The following is an 18408-nucleotide window of genomic DNA, read 5'->3' as shown; positions in this document are numbered from 1 at the left end:
GTTGTCTGAAACTGGCGTCTAGCCTTCATAAAAACAACAGGAGATCGACATGTCTGATGCAGACAGCCGGCGCTTTATCATTCGTGATCGCAACTGGCACCCTAAAGCCTTCACCCCTGACTATAAAACCTCGATTGCCCGTTCTCCGCGCCAAGCGCTGGTGAGCATCCCGCAATCGGTCAGCGAAACCAGCGGTCCCGATTTTTCTCACCTTCGACTTGGCAAGTTCGACAACGACCTGTTGCTGAACTTCAATAACGGTGGCTTGCCGGTGGGCGAGCGGATTCTGGTTTCGGGGCGCGTGTGCGACCAATATGGCAAACCAATCCCGCACACCTTGGTCGAGATGTGGCAAGCCAACGCCGGTGGCCGTTATCGCCACAAGAATGACCGTTACCTGGCGCCGCTGGACCCCAACTTTGGTGGTGTGGGCCGTACGCTCACCGACAGCCAAGGCTATTACAGCTTTCGCACCGTAAGACCGGGCCCTTACCCGTGGCGAAACGGCCCCAATGACTGGCGTCCGGCGCATATTCACGTGTCCATCAGTGGCCCTTCGATTGCCACGCGCCTGATCACCCAGTTGTATTTCGAAGGTGATCCGTTGATTCCGATGTGCCCGATCGTCAAATCGATTGCCAACCCAGACGCTGTGCAAAGCCTGATTGCACGCTTGGACATGGGCGCTGCCAATCCGATGGATTGCTTAGCGTATCGCTTTGACATCGTGCTGCGCGGTCAGCGCAAGACTCACTTCGAAAACTGCTGAGGAGCCTCGTCATGCCTATCGAACTGCTACCGGAAACTCCATCGCAAACGGCCGGTCCTTACGTGCATATCGGGCTGGCGCTGGACGCCGCCGGTAACCCAACGCGCCCAGTGGAAATCTGGAGCGAGATGGCCAAGCCTGGCGCCGAGGGCGAGCATATTCTGCTGCTCGGCAATGTCTATGACGGTAATGGCCACTTGGTGCGCGATTCCTTCCTGGAGCTGTGGCAAGCCAACCATGAAGGTGTCTACGACGAAGACTTTGATAGCGAGAAGGCTTTCAACAGTTTTGGCCGTACGGCGACCACGTTTGATGCGGGTGAGTGGACACTCAACACCATCAAGCCCGGGGTGGTGAAAAACGCCGCGGGTGTGCCGATGGCGCCGCATATCAACGTGTCGCTGTTTGCCCGAGGCATCAACATTCACCTGCAGACTCGCCTGTATTTCAGCGACGAGCCGCAAGCCAATGCCCAATGCCCCGTGCTCAACCTGATCGAGCAACCGCAACGTCGCGAAACGTTGATTGCCCATCGCTGCGAAGTGAACGGCAAGCCGGCATACCGCTTTGATATTTACATTCAAGGCCCGAACGAAACGGTGTTCTTCGACTTTTAAGTGCCGTGTGTGGGAGCAGGCAAGCCTGCCTGGCTCCCACCGCTGTGACTTACTCGTACTGCGTGACCCCCGCAATATGCCGCCCGGCAATGTAGCCAAATGTCAGGGCTGGCCCAAGATTTATGCCTCCCGCCGGATAGTACCCGCCCATGATGCTGGCCATGTCTGTTCCAGCGGCATACAACCCTTTGATCGCCTGACCTGCTGTGTTCAGCACTTGTGCGTGCTCGTTGGTTTTGAGCCCGGCAAAGGTGCCGAAACAGCCAGGTTCGACCTTAACTGCGTAAAACGGGCCTTTTGTGATGGGCGCCACGCAAGGGTTGGGCTGATGCAACGGGTCGCCTTGTTTGCGGTTGTACGGGGTGGAGCCGCGTCCGAATTGCGGGTCCATGCCTGTTTGAGCATGGCGATTGTAATCGTCGACGGTCATTCGCAAGGCAACGGCATCAATGCCGCAGGCTTGTGCCAGGCCTTCAATGGTGTCCGCACTTTTCAGATAGCCAGACTTGATGAACGGCGTCACGGGGATTGGAAAGGGTCGTGAAATGCCCAGTCCGTAACGGCGCTGGAAGGCGTGACTGCAAATCAGCCACGACGCCACCGGTTTGTCGGCAGGTGCTTTTTCAACCATGGCTGTGACGTAGTCGTAATAGCCATTGGCTTCATTGACGAAACGCTGCCCATTGCTCAGTACGCCAATGATTCCTGGCTTACCACGCTCAATGATGTGCGGGAAATGCCCGATGCTGCCGTCGCTGTGTGGGACGCGAGACACCGGCGCCCAAGCCACAGTCGACTGCATGTCGCTGTTGACCCATCCCCCCGCACTTTCTCCCAGTCTTAGACCATCACCGCTGGCGCCCAGCGGCGGTAGGGCCAGATGCTCATGCCCGGTCGGCGTACGTGGAAACAGCGCCTTGCGCCGTTCAATGTCATTGGCAAACCCGCCAGCAGCCAGCACCACGGCCTTGCGTGCGCGGATCTGTATTTCGCCCCGCGCAGTCTTGACCACGGCGCCTGTGACGCCCGTTGCGTCTTGGGTTAACTGCGTTACCGGAGCTGATTCCCATAGCAGCACGCCCAGGTCCTCAGCGGATTTGGCCAGCCGCGCGACCAATGCGACGCCATTCACCAAATGCAGAGCCCGACCCTGCAAAGCGAGGTCTAGGAGGTGGCGAGTAAAACGTTTGGTCACGTGCCAGGCCGCAGGCAGCGAGCGGGTGAGATTGAGAAAAGCGGCCAGGTCAGGGCCTGCCATGATCGGCATGCCCATAAATGAGGTTTCGCGCATCGTCTTGCGCAAACGCTTGAGTAGCTTGCCTGCTTCACGTCCGTTGTACGGTGCGGCGATCACTGAGCGCCCTCCGGTACCGGCCCCCGGAGTGTCGCCGTGGATGTCGGCAATCGCGTTGCCATCGGCAAACTGCAAGCGGGTGTGCTGTTCGAAGAAGGCCACCATCTGCGGTCCGGCCTCAAGAAAAGCATCAATCATGGCCGGCTCGTAGCGTTCACCCAATTCGTGCTTGAGGTAGGTGCGCGGCAATTCCACGTCTTCAACGATCCCGGCGCGTTTGGCCAGAGGGTTGCAGGGCACCCACGCCCAGCCGCCGGACCAGGCAGTGGCGCCACCGAATACCGGGTCTTTTTCGACCACGATGACTTTTTGCCCATGCCAGGCGGCCGTGACGGCTGCGGATAAACCGGCCGCGCCAGAGCCGACAATCAGCACATCACAGTCGATAACGTCGGGTTGAGAGGCAGCGGTCATGGGGCAGGCTCCGTGTAGAGTGGTTTTTGGAATATGGTTCCAAAATATAAAGATTTGCGGCTAAAACAACAACCCTGAACGTGTTTATTCAGTTCCATATTTTGCGTTTTAGCGTTTACCTTTTAGAATCCATTCATTTTCGAGGGCTTTGTATGGCTGGCAGTCAGATCGAACGTGTGTTCAGTGTGCTTGAAAGTCTCACCCAGGAGCCTCGCGGTGTGCCGATGCAGACGCTCGCCGAGCAATTAGGCATTCCAAAAAGTGCGACCCACCGCTTGCTCGCCGAGTTGGTACGGCTGGGCTATGTGCGGCAAAACAGCGAGAACAGTCGCTACCATCTGTCGACCAAGTTGGTCGCCATGGGCTTTCAATACTTGGCCAGCAGCGGGGCCGACATTGTGCAGCCGATTCTTGATCGTCTCGCCCAGGAAACCGGTGAACTGGTGCGCCTGGGAGTGGTGGACGGTGAGCGCCTGACCTGGATCGCCAAGTCTCAGGGCGCCCGCTCCGGGTTGCGCTATGACCCGGACATGGGGCGCGACGCGCCTCTTTATTTCACTGCGTCCGGGCATGCCTGGCTGGCCACCATGAGTGATGCCATGGCGTTGGCGCAGGTTGAGCGCCAGGGTGTTGTGCCCCCCGAAGACGTGGGGCCGAATGCGCCCCACTCTAATGTGCAATTGCTGGAATGCTTGCGCGTCGCCCGCGAGCAGGGCTATGCCTGCGTAGAGGAGAGTTCGGCCATTGGCACCAGCGCCATTGCGGCCGTGGTGCGCAGCCCGTTGGGGCAGCATGTGGTCGGCGTATTGAGTGTGGCCGGGCCTAGCGCACGCTTGCCTCAAGCCCGATTGCACGAGCTGGCGCCGCTGTTGCTTGCGTTCGCTGACGAGTTATCCGTGGCCTGTCAGGCGTCTGAATTGTTCGACGCCTGACGGTTAAATTGGACGAAGTAGTTAATTTAACTTGCAAGAAAGTGGAACTGGATTCTAAATTAATCTGAATTCTGTGGTTCCATAATTCTTACAAGAGGATCAACACTTTGAATGCTCCATTGCGAATCGCTTTGGTGGGGGCTGGCATCATGGGTCGCCAGCACCTGCATCACTTAAAGCAGCTCGACAGCGCTGTACTCTGCGCGGTGGCAGACCCAGCACCGCAGTCGGCCGAGTTTGCGGCTGAGTGCGGGGTCGAATGGTTTGAAGACACGGCGCAGATGCTGGCGGCGGTCAAGCCTGACGGCGTGATCATCGCGAACCCCAACACGTTGCACGTGAGCACGGCGCTGACCTGCTTGGCCGCGGGTGTACCGGTGCTGCTAGAAAAACCGGTGGGCGTGGACCTGGCCGAGGTGCGTACGCTGGTCGCCGCATCCCGGGACAGCGGTGTGCCCGTTTTGGTGGGCCATCATCGGCGCCACAACCCGCTGATTGTGCGGGCTCATGAACTGGTGAAAAGCGGGGCGTTGGGGCGTTTGAGTACCGTGACCGCGCTGTGGCAACTGCAAAAGCCCGAGAGTTACTTCGACATTCCGTGGCGGCGCGAAGCCGGTGCGGGGATGTTGCTGACCAACCTCATCCATGATCTGGATTTACTGCGGCATCTGTGTGGCGAAGTCCGTCAGGTGCAGGCCATCACCAGCAATGCTGTGCGCGCTTATGGCAATGAAGACTGTGCGGCGGTCTTGCTGCAATTTGAAAACGGTGCACTCGGCACGTTGACGGGCTCCGATGCCGTAGCCGCGCCTTGGAGCTGGGAACTGAGCTCTGGGGAAAACCCGGTGTATCCGCGTCAAAGCGATCAGCCCTGCTATTTGCTTGCGGGTACTGGCGGGGCGTTGAGCATTCCGCAGCTCAAACGCTGGCATTACGCCGAGGACGGCGCTGGCTGGCACGAGTCATTGCTGGTCGAGCAAGAGCGCTTCAACCCGGATGAAGCCCTGCGCCTGCAACTGGAGCATTTTGTTCGGGTGATTCGACGCGAAGTTGCGCCGTTGGTAAGCGCGGCAGATGCCGCCCGCACCTTGGCGCTGATCGAAGCCATTCGTGAAGCCGCAGCAACTGGCCGCGCCTGTGCCCCTGACCTTATTGACGCCTGAGACACTCCAACATGAACGCTCGTCCTTTATCCCTTGCTGCCCTGACCGTGCTGGAAGTTTCGCCGGTCGACATGATCGAAATCGCCGCCCGTACAGGTTACAGCCATGTTGGCTTACGCCTAGAGCCGGCCACGCCGGAGGAATATCACTTTCCGTTGGTCAGTGATGCAGGTCTGCGTCAGCAGACACTTAAACGTTTGCGTGATACCGGCATCAAAGCCCTCGATATCGAGATTCTTCGCCTGAAGCCGCAGACCCGCGTCTCTGATTTCGCGACGATCCTTGCGGTGGGGGCCGAATTCGGTGCCACAGAGTTGCTGGTGGCTGGCAATGACCCCGATGAACAACGCATGAGCGATAACTTTGCGGCATTGTGTGACTTGAGTCGCCCTTACGGGATCTATCCTCATCTGGAGTTCATGCCGTGGACCGATGCCAAGAACTTGCAGCAGGCTGTGCGGGTGGTTGAGCAAGCAGGTCGTGACAATGGCTGTGTACTGGTTGATGCATTCCACTTCAACCGTTCTGGCTCGCGGTTTGAAGATTTGGCCAAGGTTGATCCGTCGCGCATGCGCTATATGCAGTTATGCGATGTGGCGGGTCCAACGCCTGATGACATGCAGGAAATTTTGCGTCAGGCGCGTAACGAGCGACGTTTTCCAGGCGACGGTGACTGTGATTTGCTCGGCCTGCTAAGGCAGTTGCCAAAAGACATACCACTGAGCCTTGAAATTCCCTGTGTTGAGCTTCAAGCGCGGGGCGTCAGTGCTGAACAACGGGCGCAATGGGCGATTGATAAAACCCGGGCGCTTTTGCAACAGCTGTAGTGCGTAGCGCCCGGATTCGGGTGACTGAGTGCTGTGAGTCCATTGCTCCACGATGAGGTGTTCGATGTCATTGCCTACGCCACTCTCGGGCGTTAACCAGCCCATCAAGGGCATTCTGCTGATAGTGATCGCAACGGCGTTGTTTTCCAGCCATGACGCGTTGTCCAAGTACTTGAGCGGTTTGTACCCCGTGGTCATGGTGGTGTGGGCGCGCTATATGGTGCACACCTTGTTGATGGCCAGCTACTTCTTGCCGCAATCGGGGCTCCGGGTGCTACGCAGCAGGCGCCCGATGCTACAGGTGTATCGGGCGATTTGTTTGCTGGGCTCCGGGCTGTTTTTTACCTTTGGCCTGCTGTACATCCCGTTAGCGGAAAACACCGCGGTTAACTTTTTAGCACCGTTATTGGTGGCGGCCCTGTCCGGGCCGTTGCTTGGCGAAAAAGTCACGCGGGGGCAGTGGATTGCGGTGAGCTGCGGATTTATCGGGGTGGTGGTGATCATCCATCCGGGGGGCGACTTGTTTACCCCGGCGGTGTTGCTGCCGATGTCGGCGGCGCTGTGTTTTAGCTGCTACCAAATCCTCACACGCAAACTCAGCCTGTACGACACGCCGACCACCAGTAACTTTTTTGCGGGCTTGTTCAATGCACTGGTGCTGAGTGCGCTGGTGCCGTTCTTCTGGCAGACGCCCACGTGGGTGCACGGTCTTGAAATGCTCGCGCTTGGCTCCCTGGGCATGACCGCGCATTTGCTCCTGACACAGTCGTTCCGCCTAGCGGCCCCGGCTTTGCTGGCGCCTTTCAGTTACTGCCAGATCGTGTTTTCTGGGTTGCTGGGCTGGCTGCTGTTTAATCACACGCCTGACCTCACGTCACGGATCGGCATTGCGATTGTCTGCATCAGTGGGTTGGCGGCGGCTTGGCAACAGCGCAGGAAAAAGGCTGTTTGAGGCGGTGATAGAGGGTGGTCTTGCGGTAGCGATACACCCGGCAGGTGCGCGCTTTTGATCTTGCTGAAGGCGCCCCTCTCCCGAAGGAAGAGGGGCTATTTGAGCGTTCTAGACTGAACTCAAACCTGCGGGATTTTACGCGGAGCCATGAAGTACAACCATGTCAGTGCAATGAAGTACATCGCCGGAATCATGGTGAACAATATGGTGTAGTTGTTGTTGGTAACAGTCAGCACGTAGCCCACGATTTGCGTCATGAACATACCGCCGATGGCTGCACACATGCCGCCAAAACCGAACACGGTGGCCATCATGTGCTTAGGTGTGAAGTCCATCACCATACTCCACACGTTGGCGGTCCAGGCTTGGTGGGCACCAAGGGCCAGGGAGATAGCCGCTACGGCGAGCCACAATTCGCTGGTACCTGCAGCCAACACCACGCCGATGATGCACATGGCACACAGCAACATCGACACGAGCCGCGCCTTGACGGCGGCCATGCCACGGTTGATCAGCATCGAAGACAGAATCCCGCCACCCACGCTGCCGAAGTCAGCGGTGATGTAGATGATGATCAACGGGATGCCCATTTGCGTCACGCTGATACCCAAGTTGTATTGCTGGTTCAGAAATGGCGGCAGCCAGTACAGATAGAACCAGAACACTGGCGCAGTGAGGGAGTACGCCAAAGCAAACGCCCACGTACCGCGCATCTTGAGGATGGTGGAGAAGGTCACCGGCTTGTCTTCGGGTTCCTTTTCCTGCTGGATGTAGGCAATTTCTTCTTTGCTAACGGTTGGGTGCTCTTCAGGGTTGTAGTATTTCAGGCCCCAGAAAAGCAGCCAGATACCGCCCAGCGCCGCCATACCCAAGAACGCAGCCTGCCAGCCCCACACATGCAGCACTAACGGCAGCAGCATTGGTGTGAACATCGCGCCAACGTTAGTACCGGCGTTGAAAATACCGGTGGCTACCGCACGCTCTTTGGCGGGGAACCATAGACGTGTCGTTTTCACGCACGCCGGGTAGTTGGCAGCCTCGGTTAAACCGAGAATAAAGCGGCACACCATAAAGCCAACGGCTGAGGTTGCCAGGCCGTGTGCGCCAGTTGCCAAGCTCCACAGCAAGACCGCGCAGAAGAACACGCGTTTTACGCCAACTCGGTCGATCAGACGACCTTGCAGGACGAAACCAATGGCGTAGCCCACCTGAAACCAAAAGTTGATGTTGGCGTAGTCCATCGCCGTCCAGCTCATTTCCTTGGCTAGAATCGGTTGCATCACGCCTAAAGCTGCGCGGTCGATGTAGTTCAGTGTGGTTGCGAAAAACACGAGGGCAAGCATGCCCCAGCGGGTTTTACCAATGGCCATTGCCCCACGAAACCTGTCGCCGAACCCGGCTTGTGGAGTATTTTGGGCCTTGTTGATGCGTGTCGATTGAGAAGGGGTCATGGCTATTTACCCGTCCATTTAGAGGTCGGGAAACACACTGGCGGCATCGTAAAGCAGGGCGTCATATCAATAAGAGCAAGCATGAGCGGTTACCCGTTTTTTGGAATTGTTATGTGGTGTTGTGCAGTATTTGGTGCAAAAGGTACGGGTTGGATGGTGGCGATTGGACAAAAAGTCGTCAATTCAACAAAGGGCATAGTGTTCGATAATCGCACGCAAAACTAACCGGTTGGTACAGACTGGTTGCTCAATGATAGGGTGCCCTTAATAATCAATCCATATAAGAAATGCCATCGGTTGCCGGCCCAGGAGTTAAAAATGAAGCGTTCGATCGCCACTGTTTCTTTGAGCGGCACCTTGCCGGAGAAGCTTGACGCCATTGCGGCGGCCGGTTTTGACGGGGTCGAGATCTTTGAAAATGACCTGCTCTATTACGACGGCAGCCCGCGTGAAGTGCGCCAGATCTGCTCAGACCTTGGTTTAGAGATCAGTCTGTTCCAGCCTTTTCGCGACTTTGAAGGCTGCCGCCGTGACCGGTTAGCCCGCAACCTGGACCGTGCCGAACGCAAGTTCGACTTGATGCAAGAGCTGGGCACCGACCTGGTCCTGGTGTGCAGTAACGCTGCCCCCGACTCCGTGGGTGACCGGCAGATTCTGCTCGACGACCTGAGCCTGCTCGCTGAGCGGGCCGGGGCGCGGAATTTGCGCATCGGCTACGAAGCCCTGGCATGGGGGCGGCACGTGAACACGTGGCAACAGGTCTGGGATCTGGTTCGCCACATCGACCACCCGAGCCTCGGCGTGCTGCTCGACAGCTTCCACACCTTGTCGCTCAAAGGCGACCCGAGCGGCATTGCGCAGATTCCTGGCGACAAAATCTTCTTTGTGCAAATGGCCGACGCGCCGATCCTGGCTATGGACGTGTTGGAGTGGAGCCGTCACTTCCGCTGCTTCCCGGGGCAGGGCGAGTTCGATTTGCCGGGCTTTTTGGCGCCAATCATTCAGAGCGGCTACACCGGGCCGTTGTCGCTGGAAATCTTCAATGACGGTTTCCGCGCTGCGCCAACCCGCGCCAATGCCGCCGATGGCTTGCGCTCGTTGCTGTTCCTCGAAGAGAAAACCCGCGAGCGCCTGGCCCAACAGGCCACGCCCGCAGCGACTCTGGAGCCGCTGTTTTCGCCGCCTGAAGCCAGCCAATACAATGGCATCGAGTTTCTTGAGTTTGCCGTCGATGACAATCAGGGCGCGCAACTGACGCACTGGCTCGAACGGTTGGGGTTCAGCAAGGCCGGGCAACATCGCTCGAAAAATGTGAGCTTGCTGCGCCAAGGCGATATCAACCTAATTCTCAACGCGGAACCGTATTCGTTCGCGCACAACTTTTTTGAGGCACATGGCCCTTCGCTGTGCGCCACTGCGATCCGAGTGCAAGACAGCGCCAGCGCGCTGGCCCGTGCCGTGGCCTATAAAGGTCAGCCCTATCGCGGTTTGGTCGGACCTAATGAGCTGGAACTGGCCGCCGTTCGAGCACCCGATGGCAGCCTGATTTATCTGGTAGATCAAGATGAAGCAGGCAAACCACTGTACGAATCTGACTTCAACCTCGCGTCCTCCTCGGCAACCCAAGGTGGGCTTAAACGCATTGACCACATGGCCATGGCGCTGCCAGCAGACAGCCTCGACAGTTGGGTGCTGTTCTACAAGAGCCTGCTGGACTTTGAAGCGGACGACGAAGTGGTGTTGCCGGACCCATACGGCTTGGTAAAAAGCCGCGCATTGCGTAGCCGATGCAGCACGATTCGTTTACCGCTGAACATTTCTGAAAACAGAAACACCGCCATCTCACACGCGTTGTCGAGTTATCGCGGTTCAGGCGTGCATCACATTGCGTTTGAGTGTGATGACCTGTTCGCTGAGGTCAGCCGCGCCAAAGCCGCCGGTGTCCCGCTGTTGGATATTCCCCTGAACTACTACGACGACCTGGCTGCGCGCTTTGATTTTGACGATGAGTTTTTGAGCGAACTGGCCTACTTCAACGTGCTTTACGACCGAGATGCACAGGGCGGCGAGTTGTTCCATGTGTACACAGAGCCGTTTGCAGGGCGCTTCTTTTTTGAGCTGTTACAACGCAAAAACGGTTATGCCGGTTACGGTGCGGCCAACGTTGCGGTTCGCCTCGCGGCGATGGCCAAGTCACGGACGGGCGCGGTGCGTCAGGCAAAGCTGTAAGACGGTTTGTCGAATACGATTGTCGACTTCCTTCGTTTAACCGGGCGGCCCATAATCGCGGCCATCCTCAGATGGCCGTGAGCCTTTAATGACCCAGATTCCAGACGTCGACACCGTCGCCATGGCGCCGGTAGTTGAACCGCGTAAGAGCCGGAAAAACAACCCGGAGAAGACTCGCGAGAACATCCTGCAAGAAGCCCTTGTCGAGTTTGTGGAACAGGGGCTCACGGGCGCGCGGGTGGATGCAATTGCGGAGCGTACCCATACCTCCAAGCGCATGATTTATTACTACTTCACCAGCAAAGAACAGCTGTATATCGAAGTGCTGGAGAAGCTCTATGGCGAGATTCGTAGCACTGAGAGCCTGCTGCACCTCGATGAGCTTGAGCCTCGCGAAGCGATTCATCGGCTAGTTGAGTTCACCTTTGATCACCATGATATGAACGCTGATTTCGTACGCATGGTCAGCGTCGAAAATATTCACAAGGGTGAATACATCAAGCGCTCAGAGGGCATCAAAGCCATGAACCTCACGATTGTTCATGCGCTTGAAAACATTTTGCGGCGCGGCGTAGAACAGCAGGTCTTTCGCCCCGGCTTGAACCCGTTGGACGTTCACCTGCTGGTCAGTTCATTCTGTTTTTATCGCGTGTCGAATCGCTACACAGTCGGCGAAATATTCCAAATCGACATGTCCGACACGCAGGTCAAACAGCGGCAACGTGAAATGATCTGCGACTCGGTGTTGCGTTACTTGCAGGTGTGAGGTTGCCGCCATCCTGTAGAGGGTGGCGGCATGCGTTTACCCATTCATTTCCTGGAAGTGCGCCAGCATGCGATCTGCATCAGCAGTCGCATCGCTGATCAATTCAAACGCTTTGACCGCTTGAAACACCGCCATGTTGCCGCCGTCCAGTGTGCGGCAGCCTAGGGCACGGGCGTGTCGCAGCAACTCGGTTTCTAGCGGGAAGTACACAATTTCGGCCACCCACAATGCGCTATGCAGCCACTGCGCGGGCACCGGCATGCCAGGCAGCTTGGCCATGCCCATCGGCGTGGTATTGACCAGTCCATCGGCGCGGGCTAGTGCTCTTTGAAGGTCACCTCCCGCTTTGGCCCGGGCGCCGGGGAAATGCTGATTCAGGTTGTCCGCTAGGCTTTGCGCGCGTTCGGTGTCGACATCAAAAATCTCTAACTGTTGAACGCCTTCACTGAGCAGCGCGTAGGCCACGGCTGATCCTGCACCCCCTGCGCCCATTTGGACCACCTGTTGCACGGCAACACCGCTCAGACCGCGTCGAAACCCTTGCGCAAAGCCCAAGCAGTCAGTGTTGTGCCCGATGCGTTTGCCGTCCTTCAACACCACGGTGTTCACTGCGCCGATCCCGCGAGCTTCATCAGACAACTCGTCGAGCCACGGCATGATTGCCTGCTTGCACGGGTAGGTGATGTTCAATCCGCTCAGCCCCATGCGCTCTGCGGCGATCAGCAGGTCGGGCAGGGCGTTGTTATCAAGTTGCAACACCTCTAGATCAATCAATTTATAAACGTAACGCAGCCCTTGCGCCGCGCCTTCGCGCTCATGCATCGCAGGTGTGCGTGAAGCCTGAATCCCCGCACCGATTAGCCCGGCGACCATCGACTTTGACGTGTGGATCGACATGCGGCTTACCCCTTCAACTGCTGGCTGAGATGTTGCAGCGCCAGGCGATAGCCATTGCTGCCAAAGCCGCACAACACCGCTTGGGCAATGCCCGAGACAAAGGAGTGATGACGGAAAGCTTCACGTGTGTGGACATTGGACAAATGAACTTCGATCACGGGCAGTTCGCTGGCGACCAAGGCATCGCGAATGGCCACTGAGGTGTGGGTCCAGGCGGCCGGGTTGATCACAATGGCTGCGCAGCGCTTACGGGCTGCGTGAATCCAGTCGAGCAATTCACCCTCGTGGTTGGTTTGACGAAATTCGACTTTCAGGCCTTCTTCGCTGGCCGTTCGGCCGCACAAGTCGGCAATGTCAGCCAGCGTCTCATGGCCATAAATACCGGGTTCACGGCTGCCAAGCAGATTTAGATTGGGGCCATTGAGCACCAAAACGATAGGGGACATATAAGGCAACTCTACTTTGTTTTTATGAGGTCGCCTGAGCACGGCTCAGTCGGTGGGTTTAAATTGTACCAGCTGGTTAATAAGGTCAATTGCGCCGTAAATGCCGGGCCGGCTTTCCCCCAATAAGTGGGCGTTTATCGAACGCTGCGTTCTGCAAGTTAATATCAATTGAAAATCATTCTCGACAAAAAGTAAGATAGCCACCCCCTTTTCCTTCTCGCGTAGGGAGCCGGTTTGTCGGATATGGACCTCAAGGGCTTGTTCCTCAAGCATGCCAGTACCCTGCGTGGGTATTTGGCGCGCAAGGTACGAGACCCACAGTTGGCCGCGGATCTGGTGCAGGAAAGCTTCCTGCGCATGGCCGAGCGCGGGCGCAAAGAGCACATCGACAATTCCCCCGGCTACCTTTACCGCGTGGCGGGCAACCTGCTGGTCGATCACATCCGCCAAGAAAACCGCCGCAAGACCGACTCAGTGACGCACGAGGCATTGGCCGACATCGAGGACGAAATGGCAGGGCTGGAGGCTCAGGCGATGGCTGAACAACAGCGCATGGCGTTAAAAAAGGCACTGGCAGAACTGCCCGAGCGCACACAGGAAATCTTCCGGCTTAACCGCATCGAAGGCATGACCCATGCTGAAGTTGCGCGTCACCTTGAAATTTCTGACAGTTCAGTGCAAAAACATCTGTCGAAAGCGTTGGCGTATGTCATGCAACGCCTACAAGCACCTGAGAAATAACCTGCCAGTCTTTTGATAAACGGCTTACTGATAATTGCTCGGTAAGACGTCACTGCTTATATATAACGAGAAATTGAGATTCACACGTGAATAGCCAAGGCCCCGAACAACAGATCATCACTGAGACGGCCGCCGAGTGGGCGGTGCGCCTGCACGCGGGTGACTTGGACGAGGCGGCGCAGGCACAACTCGAACAATGGTTGGCCGCTGATGAACGCCATGCGCCCGCCTTGGCGTTTGCCGAACAGACCTGGGCGGCCTTGGGAGCATTGGCGCTGGACCCGCAAATGGCCAGGCCAGCCCCACACCGTCAGCGCCAGGAAGCGCCGCGCCCCGCGCCAGTGACTCGGCGCAGGCGCCCGCTGCGCTGGGTCGGGCGTGCTGCGGTACTGTCCTTGGTGTTAGCAGTGGGCTGGATCAGCGGCCCGACGGCGCTGATTAATATGCAGTCCGACTACCGCACCGGCGCAGGAGAAATCCGTACCGTGCAGCTTGATGACGGCAGCTCGGTGGAGCTGGATGCGTCGAGCGCCATCCGCATCGACTACGACACCTACGAACGTCGAATCAGCCTGCTGGCGGGCTCGGCAGTGTTTGACGTGGCGCCGATGGGCGAGGCAGAAGTCCGGCCCTTTGTGGTGCAAAGCGCAGGCGGGCAAACCAAAGCCTTGGGCACACAATTTGTCGTCGGTCGCCAAAGCAGCGACCAGGCCTGGGTCGGGGTGTTGCAACACAGCGTCGCTGTGAGCCTGCAAAGCCCGCCGGTTCAAGGCGCGGCCCGACAAACCCTGCAAGAGGGGCAAAGTGCGCGTTACAGCGCGCGCAATGGCGTGCAACCCTTGCCCGGTTATGACCTGAGTGCGGCCACCAGTTGGCGACGCGGCGTGCTGATTTTTGATCGCCAGCCGTTGGCCCGCGTGATCGAGCAACTCAACCGCTATCGCCCCGGGAAAATCGTTTTGGCCAACCGAGCCTTGGCTGATCGGCAAGTCAGCGGCGTCTTCCGCCTCGAAATGCTCGACAGCGCCTTGCACACCCTCACCCAGGAACTGCACGTAAAACGTGTGGAGCTGGCGGGCGTCAGCCTGATTTACTAAACCGCTCCTACGCGGGTTTCACCAGCCAAACCGGGCTTCTGAAAATTATTCGCAAAAACCGTTACTGACTTTCCCCCGCCCGCACGTCTTGCTATTGAGATTCATTCTCATAAAAAAGCACGTAAGCCTGGGGATAACAAAAATGGTCGTTAGTCAGCGCAAAGGGAAGCAGCCCGCAAGCCGGTTAGCCTTTGCTGTACATGTGGGAATATTGGCCGTGTTGGCGGCGCACGCACCGGTGCACGCCGTTGAAAAAGTCAGCAGCGCCATTGCGCAAGAATTCATCGCCTTCCACATCCCGGCGCAGCCGCTGGACAAAGCGGTGCTGGTGTTTGCTGAGCAAGCCGGTTTGCAGGTGCTGTTCGACAGCCAGATGCTGCGTGGCCTGACTTCGCAGCCCCTTAACGGTGACTTCGGTGTGCAGGAAGGCCTGGCGCGCCTGCTGGGCAGCAATCCGGTGGAATACCGCTTTACGGGTGAACGCCAAGTGACCCTGACCCGTGTGAGCGGTGAGGCCAAAGGTGCGCTGGCGCTGGGCACCACCTCGGTGACCGCCAGTGAGAACAGCAACGGCGCAGACTGGGTGTACCAAACACCTCAGGCAGTTGCGGTGATTACCCGCGAGCAAATCAACAAGCGTGCTCCGCGCCATGCCGCCGACATGCTCGAAGAAACCCCCGGCGTGTACACGGCCGTCGACCAGCGGGACCCAGGTTTGTCGATCAATATTCGTGGGGTTCAGGACTATGGCCGGGTCAACATGAACGTTGATGGCATGCGCCAGAACTTCAACGTCAACGGCCACCAGCACCGCAATGGCGTGATGTTGATCGACCCGGAAATGGTCTCCAGCATCGAAATCGACAAAGGCTCGCAGTCCACCCTGGGCGGTGCCGGCGTTATCGGGGGGATCGCCACATTCAGAACCCTCGAAGCCAGTGACTTCTTGAAAGACGGCAAAGAATACGGCGGGCGCATTCGTGCCGGCAGCGGTATCGGCAACATGGGCAACGGCACCTATTTCAACGGTGGCGGGGTGTTCGCGTTTGGCAACGATATCGGTGATGCCCTGTTTGCCGTGAGCGAGCGGCACTTCGGCAACTACCGCAGCGGGCGCCAGCATGCGGGCAATTTAGGGTCTCAGATGCGGCTCAAGGATGTACGCCCTGAAGCCTGGAAAAGCTGGCTGAAAAGTGAAGTCGGTGACGCAGGCAGCGTGACTCGCTCGCAAATGGCCAAGTTCGGTCTTAACCTGCCGAACGATCAGCGTGTGCAGTTGAGCTACCTGAACACCGACAGCGACAGCAATGATGCCTGGACATATGCCAAGGCAGATGGGTCGGGTTATGACTACGTCCGGCACAGCAAAAACAATCTGAGCACCGCCAACTACGCCATGGATTACAGCTGGAACCCGGACAACGAACTGATCGATCTGAAGGCCAAGCTGTATTACGTCGATACGCAACTGGACCGTGCCAATGCCCGGCATGACGCCACGGCTAACAACGCCTTTGGTGCTTATAAAGACCGTTTCCAGACGGAGACCTGGGGCGGGTTGGTGCAAAACACTTCACTGTTTAACTTCGACACCTATGGTCAGTTGAGCGTGAATTACGGCCTGGAGATGTATCAGGACACATTCACGCCGCGCACCAACAAAGTGGCCGCCGTCAACGAACAATCGCTGCCTTATGTAGAGGGCGCGAACCCCTCTGGCAAGCGCACCATGGCCAGTCTGTTCAGTAATCTGGAGTATGACTACAACGGTTGGTTGAACCTGAGCGGTGGTCTGCGCTATGACCGCTATCGCCTGGAAGGTAAAACAGGCATAACGCTCTACGAGAAAAATATTGTCCGTTATGAAAACGGCGTGCCTGTGATCAATCTCGATCCGGCCAAACGTGTAGAAAAAATGTATGACGTCGACAATGAGAGCGGTCGTTTTTCGCCAACGTTCGGCATCGCTATCAAGCCCGGAGTGGATTGGCTGCAACTGTACTCGCACGTCGGTAAAGGCTGGCGTCCACCGGCAGTGACGGAAGTATTCATGACCGGGCGTCCCCATGGTGGCGAAGCACCTGAGCGGGTCTTCCCAAACCCTTTCCTCAAGGCTGAAGAGTCCAAAGACTGGGAGGTAGGTTTCAATATCTTCAAGGAGTCGTTGTTTTTCAATAATGACCGGCTGGGGATGAAAGTCTCGTACTTTGATAATCGGATTAAGAACTTCTCATTTATGCAGTACGGTATTTCATTGCCGGAGACGACAACCGGTAATTTTGGCGATCTGGCGTACGTTAATAATTTGAGTGATACACGCTTCCGGGGGGTTGAGTACCAAGCCAATTATGATATGGGACGTGTTTATACAAACTTTAGCTATACCCATATGATTGGTAGTAACGATTTTTGCTCCAAGCGCTACTACATGGGGGGAGCAAAAAAATATGGGAAAAAACTTAAGAGTTATATTGAGCGTTATACCCGGCCAGATGGAAAAATAGGTCTTCGTCCTGTCAGCGAAAGTGAATGGCTGGATGATGAAGTGAACAACAACGCAGTCGATTGTGGCGGAATAATGGGCAATGCAACCTATATGCCTGCGGATCGAGGTTCATTAACAGTTGGTGCGCGCTTCCTGGAGCGGCGTCTGGATGCAGGCGTTCGCCTGCGTTACAGCCCAGGTAACGGCAAGGATCTAAATGCACATAGCTATAAGTCCATTGAACAGGCGATGTGGCCAAAATACAGTGTGTATGACCTGTATGCCAGTTATTGGATGACTGATGATTTTAATATTTCGTTGGTGATGGAAAACGCTACGGACGAAGCCTACTTTGTTGCCATGGGTGATGTTAATAACTTGAGTCTGGCGCGCGGACGAACACTGAGCGGTATGCTCGAATATAAGTTTTAAGGAATAAGCGATATTTCTTAACAAGGAATTTGCCCTGTCGGGTAAATGCACACTTGGGTGTGCGCTCACTAAAACTTTCCAAGGAAGAGGTTACGGTATGACTGTTTCAATTACATACAGCTCCGCATTCGGTGATATTTCCATTAAAGACGTGCTCAGTGTCTGGTCCACAGGCTTCAAAACAGCCGGCCATGGTACAGGCAATACCGGTGGGTTTAACACGGGTGATGGTAAATATGATGGCGAGCAATACGCTACTTCTGGTGCCAATAACTCTGAATATGCTTACATCGCCGGTAGCGATACGGATAATGGTTTGCACTATGTGTATAACCCACTTGTGTCGCCCGGCGACAATATGAATCACTATTTGTGGGGTGAGTTGGACAGCGTCCAATTGGGCACTGGATTGACCGGTGGTAAAGGCAGCGATTTTGCACTTCAAGACTATTTTGTCTCCTTCAACGGCCTCGACCTGTCCGCCGCCAGCGATGCTGGCCGTGCAGGCAACGCCGTTCAGGACGTGATCTACGGCCTGATGCGCGGCAACGTGGCGGGCCTGGATGGCGTGCTCAACACCCTGCTGAGCGAGTTCAACCTGAGCACCGATTCGACCTTCGACCAACTGGCGGCTGCCGGTCTGGCGCACGCCGACACCGCGTTTGCGGCTGATATCGGTCTGGTCGGTGTGCAAGACGCTGCCCAAGACTGGGCGCTGGCGGCTTAACGCGCTCTCTCAGCCTTGAACCCAATCCTGTGGGAGCGGGCTTGCTCGCGATGACCTCGCTGGCGAGGCAGCTCCCGCAGTTTGATCGGTGATTTTTCCACGGAACCCT

At 56.9% G+C, this 18408-nt stretch carries 17 protein-coding genes; 13 read left to right on the top strand and 4 right to left on the bottom strand.

Annotated elements, in window-relative coordinates; genetic code table 11:
- Nucleotides 1–49: 49 nt before the first annotated feature.
- Together pcaH and pcaG are read left to right on the top strand one after the other, a co-directional pair.
- Nucleotides 50–769 (top strand): protocatechuate 3,4-dioxygenase subunit beta, encoded by a 720-nt coding sequence (pcaH, locus tag B347_RS0122425; RefSeq protein ID WP_019411938.1) that lies wholly within the window; start codon nt 50–52, stop codon nt 767–769.
- An 11-nt stretch (nt 770–780) separates the two neighbouring features.
- Complete coding sequence (gene pcaG / locus B347_RS0122420; RefSeq protein ID WP_019411937.1) at nt 781–1386, top strand: protocatechuate 3,4-dioxygenase subunit alpha; 606 nt, start codon at nt 781–783, stop codon at nt 1384–1386.
- A 49-nt stretch (nt 1387–1435) separates the two neighbouring features.
- Here pcaG and B347_RS0122415 read toward each other — a convergent pair whose 3' ends face one another.
- The gene (locus B347_RS0122415; protein ID WP_019411936.1) at nt 1436–3154 is read right to left on the bottom strand and encodes an FAD-dependent oxidoreductase; all 1719 of its coding nucleotides are present in this window, start codon (nt 3152–3154) and stop codon (nt 1436–1438) included.
- A 152-nt stretch (nt 3155–3306) separates the two neighbouring features.
- On the opposite strand from B347_RS0122415, the gene B347_RS0122410 reads away from it, so the two are divergent.
- The 4 genes from B347_RS0122410 (at nt 3307) to B347_RS0122395 (ending at nt 7028) form a co-directional block, all read left to right on the top strand.
- The gene (locus B347_RS0122410) at nt 3307–4086 is read left to right on the top strand and encodes an IclR family transcriptional regulator (RefSeq protein WP_019411935.1); all 780 of its coding nucleotides are present in this window, start codon (nt 3307–3309) and stop codon (nt 4084–4086) included.
- A gap of 107 nt (nt 4087–4193) precedes the next feature.
- Nucleotides 4194–5249 carry a Gfo/Idh/MocA family protein gene (locus B347_RS0122405; RefSeq protein ID WP_019411934.1) on the top strand — a complete coding sequence of 352 codons (1056 nt, stop codon included), beginning with the start codon at nt 4194–4196 and terminating at the stop codon, nt 5247–5249.
- A gap of 11 nt (nt 5250–5260) precedes the next feature.
- Nucleotides 5261–6076: a sugar phosphate isomerase/epimerase family protein gene (locus B347_RS0122400; protein WP_019411933.1), complete on the top strand. Its 816-nt coding sequence runs from the start codon at nt 5261–5263 to the stop codon at nt 6074–6076.
- A 64-nt stretch (nt 6077–6140) separates the two neighbouring features.
- Entirely contained in the window at nt 6141–7028 is an 888-nt protein-coding gene (locus tag B347_RS0122395; protein ID WP_019411932.1) for a DMT family transporter, read from the top strand.
- Nucleotides 7029–7147: 119 nt separating this feature from the next.
- On the opposite strand, the gene B347_RS0122390 is transcribed toward B347_RS0122395, so the two are convergent.
- On the bottom strand, nt 7148–8479 hold the full coding sequence (locus B347_RS0122390; RefSeq protein ID WP_019411931.1) for an MFS transporter: 1332 nt from the start codon (nt 8477–8479) through the stop codon (nt 7148–7150).
- Nucleotides 8480–8560: 81 nt separating this feature from the next.
- On the opposite strand from B347_RS0122390, the gene B347_RS26630 reads away from it, so the two are divergent.
- The 3 genes from B347_RS26630 (at nt 8561) to B347_RS0122380 (ending at nt 11474) form a co-directional block, all read left to right on the top strand.
- Entirely contained in the window at nt 8561–8704 is a 144-nt protein-coding gene (locus B347_RS26630) for a hypothetical protein (protein WP_157786899.1), read from the top strand.
- Between the two features lie 93 nt (nt 8705–8797).
- Nucleotides 8798–10708, top strand: a complete 1911-nt coding sequence (gene quiC, locus B347_RS0122385) for a 3-dehydroshikimate dehydratase QuiC (protein WP_019411930.1) — start codon at nt 8798–8800, stop codon at nt 10706–10708.
- An 88-nt stretch (nt 10709–10796) separates the two neighbouring features.
- Nucleotides 10797–11474, top strand: coding sequence for a TetR/AcrR family transcriptional regulator (locus B347_RS0122380; RefSeq protein WP_019411929.1), 678 nt, complete (start codon nt 10797–10799; stop codon nt 11472–11474).
- Nucleotides 11475–11510: 36 nt separating this feature from the next.
- Here B347_RS0122380 and B347_RS0122375 read toward each other — a convergent pair whose 3' ends face one another.
- Both B347_RS0122375 and aroQ read right to left on the bottom strand, forming a co-directional pair.
- The gene (locus tag B347_RS0122375) at nt 11511–12371 is read right to left on the bottom strand and encodes a shikimate dehydrogenase (protein ID WP_019411928.1); all 861 of its coding nucleotides are present in this window, start codon (nt 12369–12371) and stop codon (nt 11511–11513) included.
- 5 nt (nt 12372–12376) lie between these two features.
- Nucleotides 12377–12817, bottom strand: coding sequence for a type II 3-dehydroquinate dehydratase (aroQ, locus tag B347_RS0122370; RefSeq protein ID WP_019411927.1), 441 nt, complete (start codon nt 12815–12817; stop codon nt 12377–12379).
- Nucleotides 12818–13051: 234 nt separating this feature from the next.
- Here aroQ and B347_RS0122360 point away from each other — a divergent pair, with 234 nt between their 5' ends.
- The 4 genes from B347_RS0122360 (at nt 13052) to B347_RS0122345 (ending at nt 18299) form a co-directional block, all read left to right on the top strand.
- The gene (locus B347_RS0122360; protein ID WP_026014357.1) at nt 13052–13558 is read left to right on the top strand and encodes an RNA polymerase sigma factor; all 507 of its coding nucleotides are present in this window, start codon (nt 13052–13054) and stop codon (nt 13556–13558) included.
- Between the two features lie 86 nt (nt 13559–13644).
- On the top strand, nt 13645–14655 hold the full coding sequence (locus B347_RS0122355; RefSeq protein WP_019411924.1) for a FecR family protein: 1011 nt from the start codon (nt 13645–13647) through the stop codon (nt 14653–14655).
- Nucleotides 14656–14797: 142 nt separating this feature from the next.
- Entirely contained in the window at nt 14798–17572 is a 2775-nt protein-coding gene (locus B347_RS0122350; protein WP_026014356.1) for a TonB-dependent receptor, read from the top strand.
- Nucleotides 17573–17669: 97 nt separating this feature from the next.
- A complete protein-coding gene (locus B347_RS0122345; RefSeq protein WP_019411922.1) occupies nt 17670–18299 on the top strand; it encodes a heme acquisition protein HasA in 630 nt (209 codons plus the stop codon).
- Nucleotides 18300–18408 lie beyond the last annotated feature (109 nt).

This window comes from Pseudomonas psychrophila HA-4 (assembly GCF_000282975.1).
Taxonomy (GTDB): domain Bacteria; phylum Pseudomonadota; class Gammaproteobacteria; order Pseudomonadales; family Pseudomonadaceae; genus Aquipseudomonas; species Aquipseudomonas psychrophila_A.
This window is presented reverse-complemented; position numbering and strand designations above follow the sequence as displayed.

Bases quoted from the DNA above. Each gene is read 5' to 3' on its own strand.
- B347_RS0122380 (WP_019411929.1), top strand. From the start codon at position 10,797: ATGACCCAGATTCCAGACGTCGACACCGTCGCCATGGCGCCGGTAGTT.
- aroQ (WP_019411927.1), bottom strand. From the start codon at position 12,817: ATGTCCCCTATCGTTTTGGTGCTCAATGGCCCCAATCTAAATCTGCTT.
- B347_RS0122410 (WP_019411935.1), top strand. From the start codon at position 3,307: ATGGCTGGCAGTCAGATCGAACGTGTGTTCAGTGTGCTTGAAAGTCTC.
- B347_RS0122375 (WP_019411928.1), bottom strand. From the start codon at position 12,371: ATGTCGATCCACACGTCAAAGTCGATGGTCGCCGGGCTAATCGGTGCG.
- pcaH (WP_019411938.1), top strand. From the start codon at position 50: ATGTCTGATGCAGACAGCCGGCGCTTTATCATTCGTGATCGCAACTGG.
- pcaG (WP_019411937.1), top strand. From the start codon at position 781: ATGCCTATCGAACTGCTACCGGAAACTCCATCGCAAACGGCCGGTCCT.
- quiC (WP_019411930.1), top strand. From the start codon at position 8,798: ATGAAGCGTTCGATCGCCACTGTTTCTTTGAGCGGCACCTTGCCGGAG.
- B347_RS0122345 (WP_019411922.1), top strand. From the start codon at position 17,670: ATGACTGTTTCAATTACATACAGCTCCGCATTCGGTGATATTTCCATT.
- B347_RS0122350 (WP_026014356.1), top strand. From the start codon at position 14,798: ATGGTCGTTAGTCAGCGCAAAGGGAAGCAGCCCGCAAGCCGGTTAGCC.
- B347_RS0122390 (WP_019411931.1), bottom strand. From the start codon at position 8,479: ATGACCCCTTCTCAATCGACACGCATCAACAAGGCCCAAAATACTCCA.
- B347_RS0122395 (WP_019411932.1), top strand. From the start codon at position 6,141: ATGTCATTGCCTACGCCACTCTCGGGCGTTAACCAGCCCATCAAGGGC.
- B347_RS0122415 (WP_019411936.1), bottom strand. From the start codon at position 3,154: ATGACCGCTGCCTCTCAACCCGACGTTATCGACTGTGATGTGCTGATT.
- B347_RS26630 (WP_157786899.1), top strand. From the start codon at position 8,561: ATGAGCGGTTACCCGTTTTTTGGAATTGTTATGTGGTGTTGTGCAGTA.
- B347_RS0122400 (WP_019411933.1), top strand. From the start codon at position 5,261: ATGAACGCTCGTCCTTTATCCCTTGCTGCCCTGACCGTGCTGGAAGTT.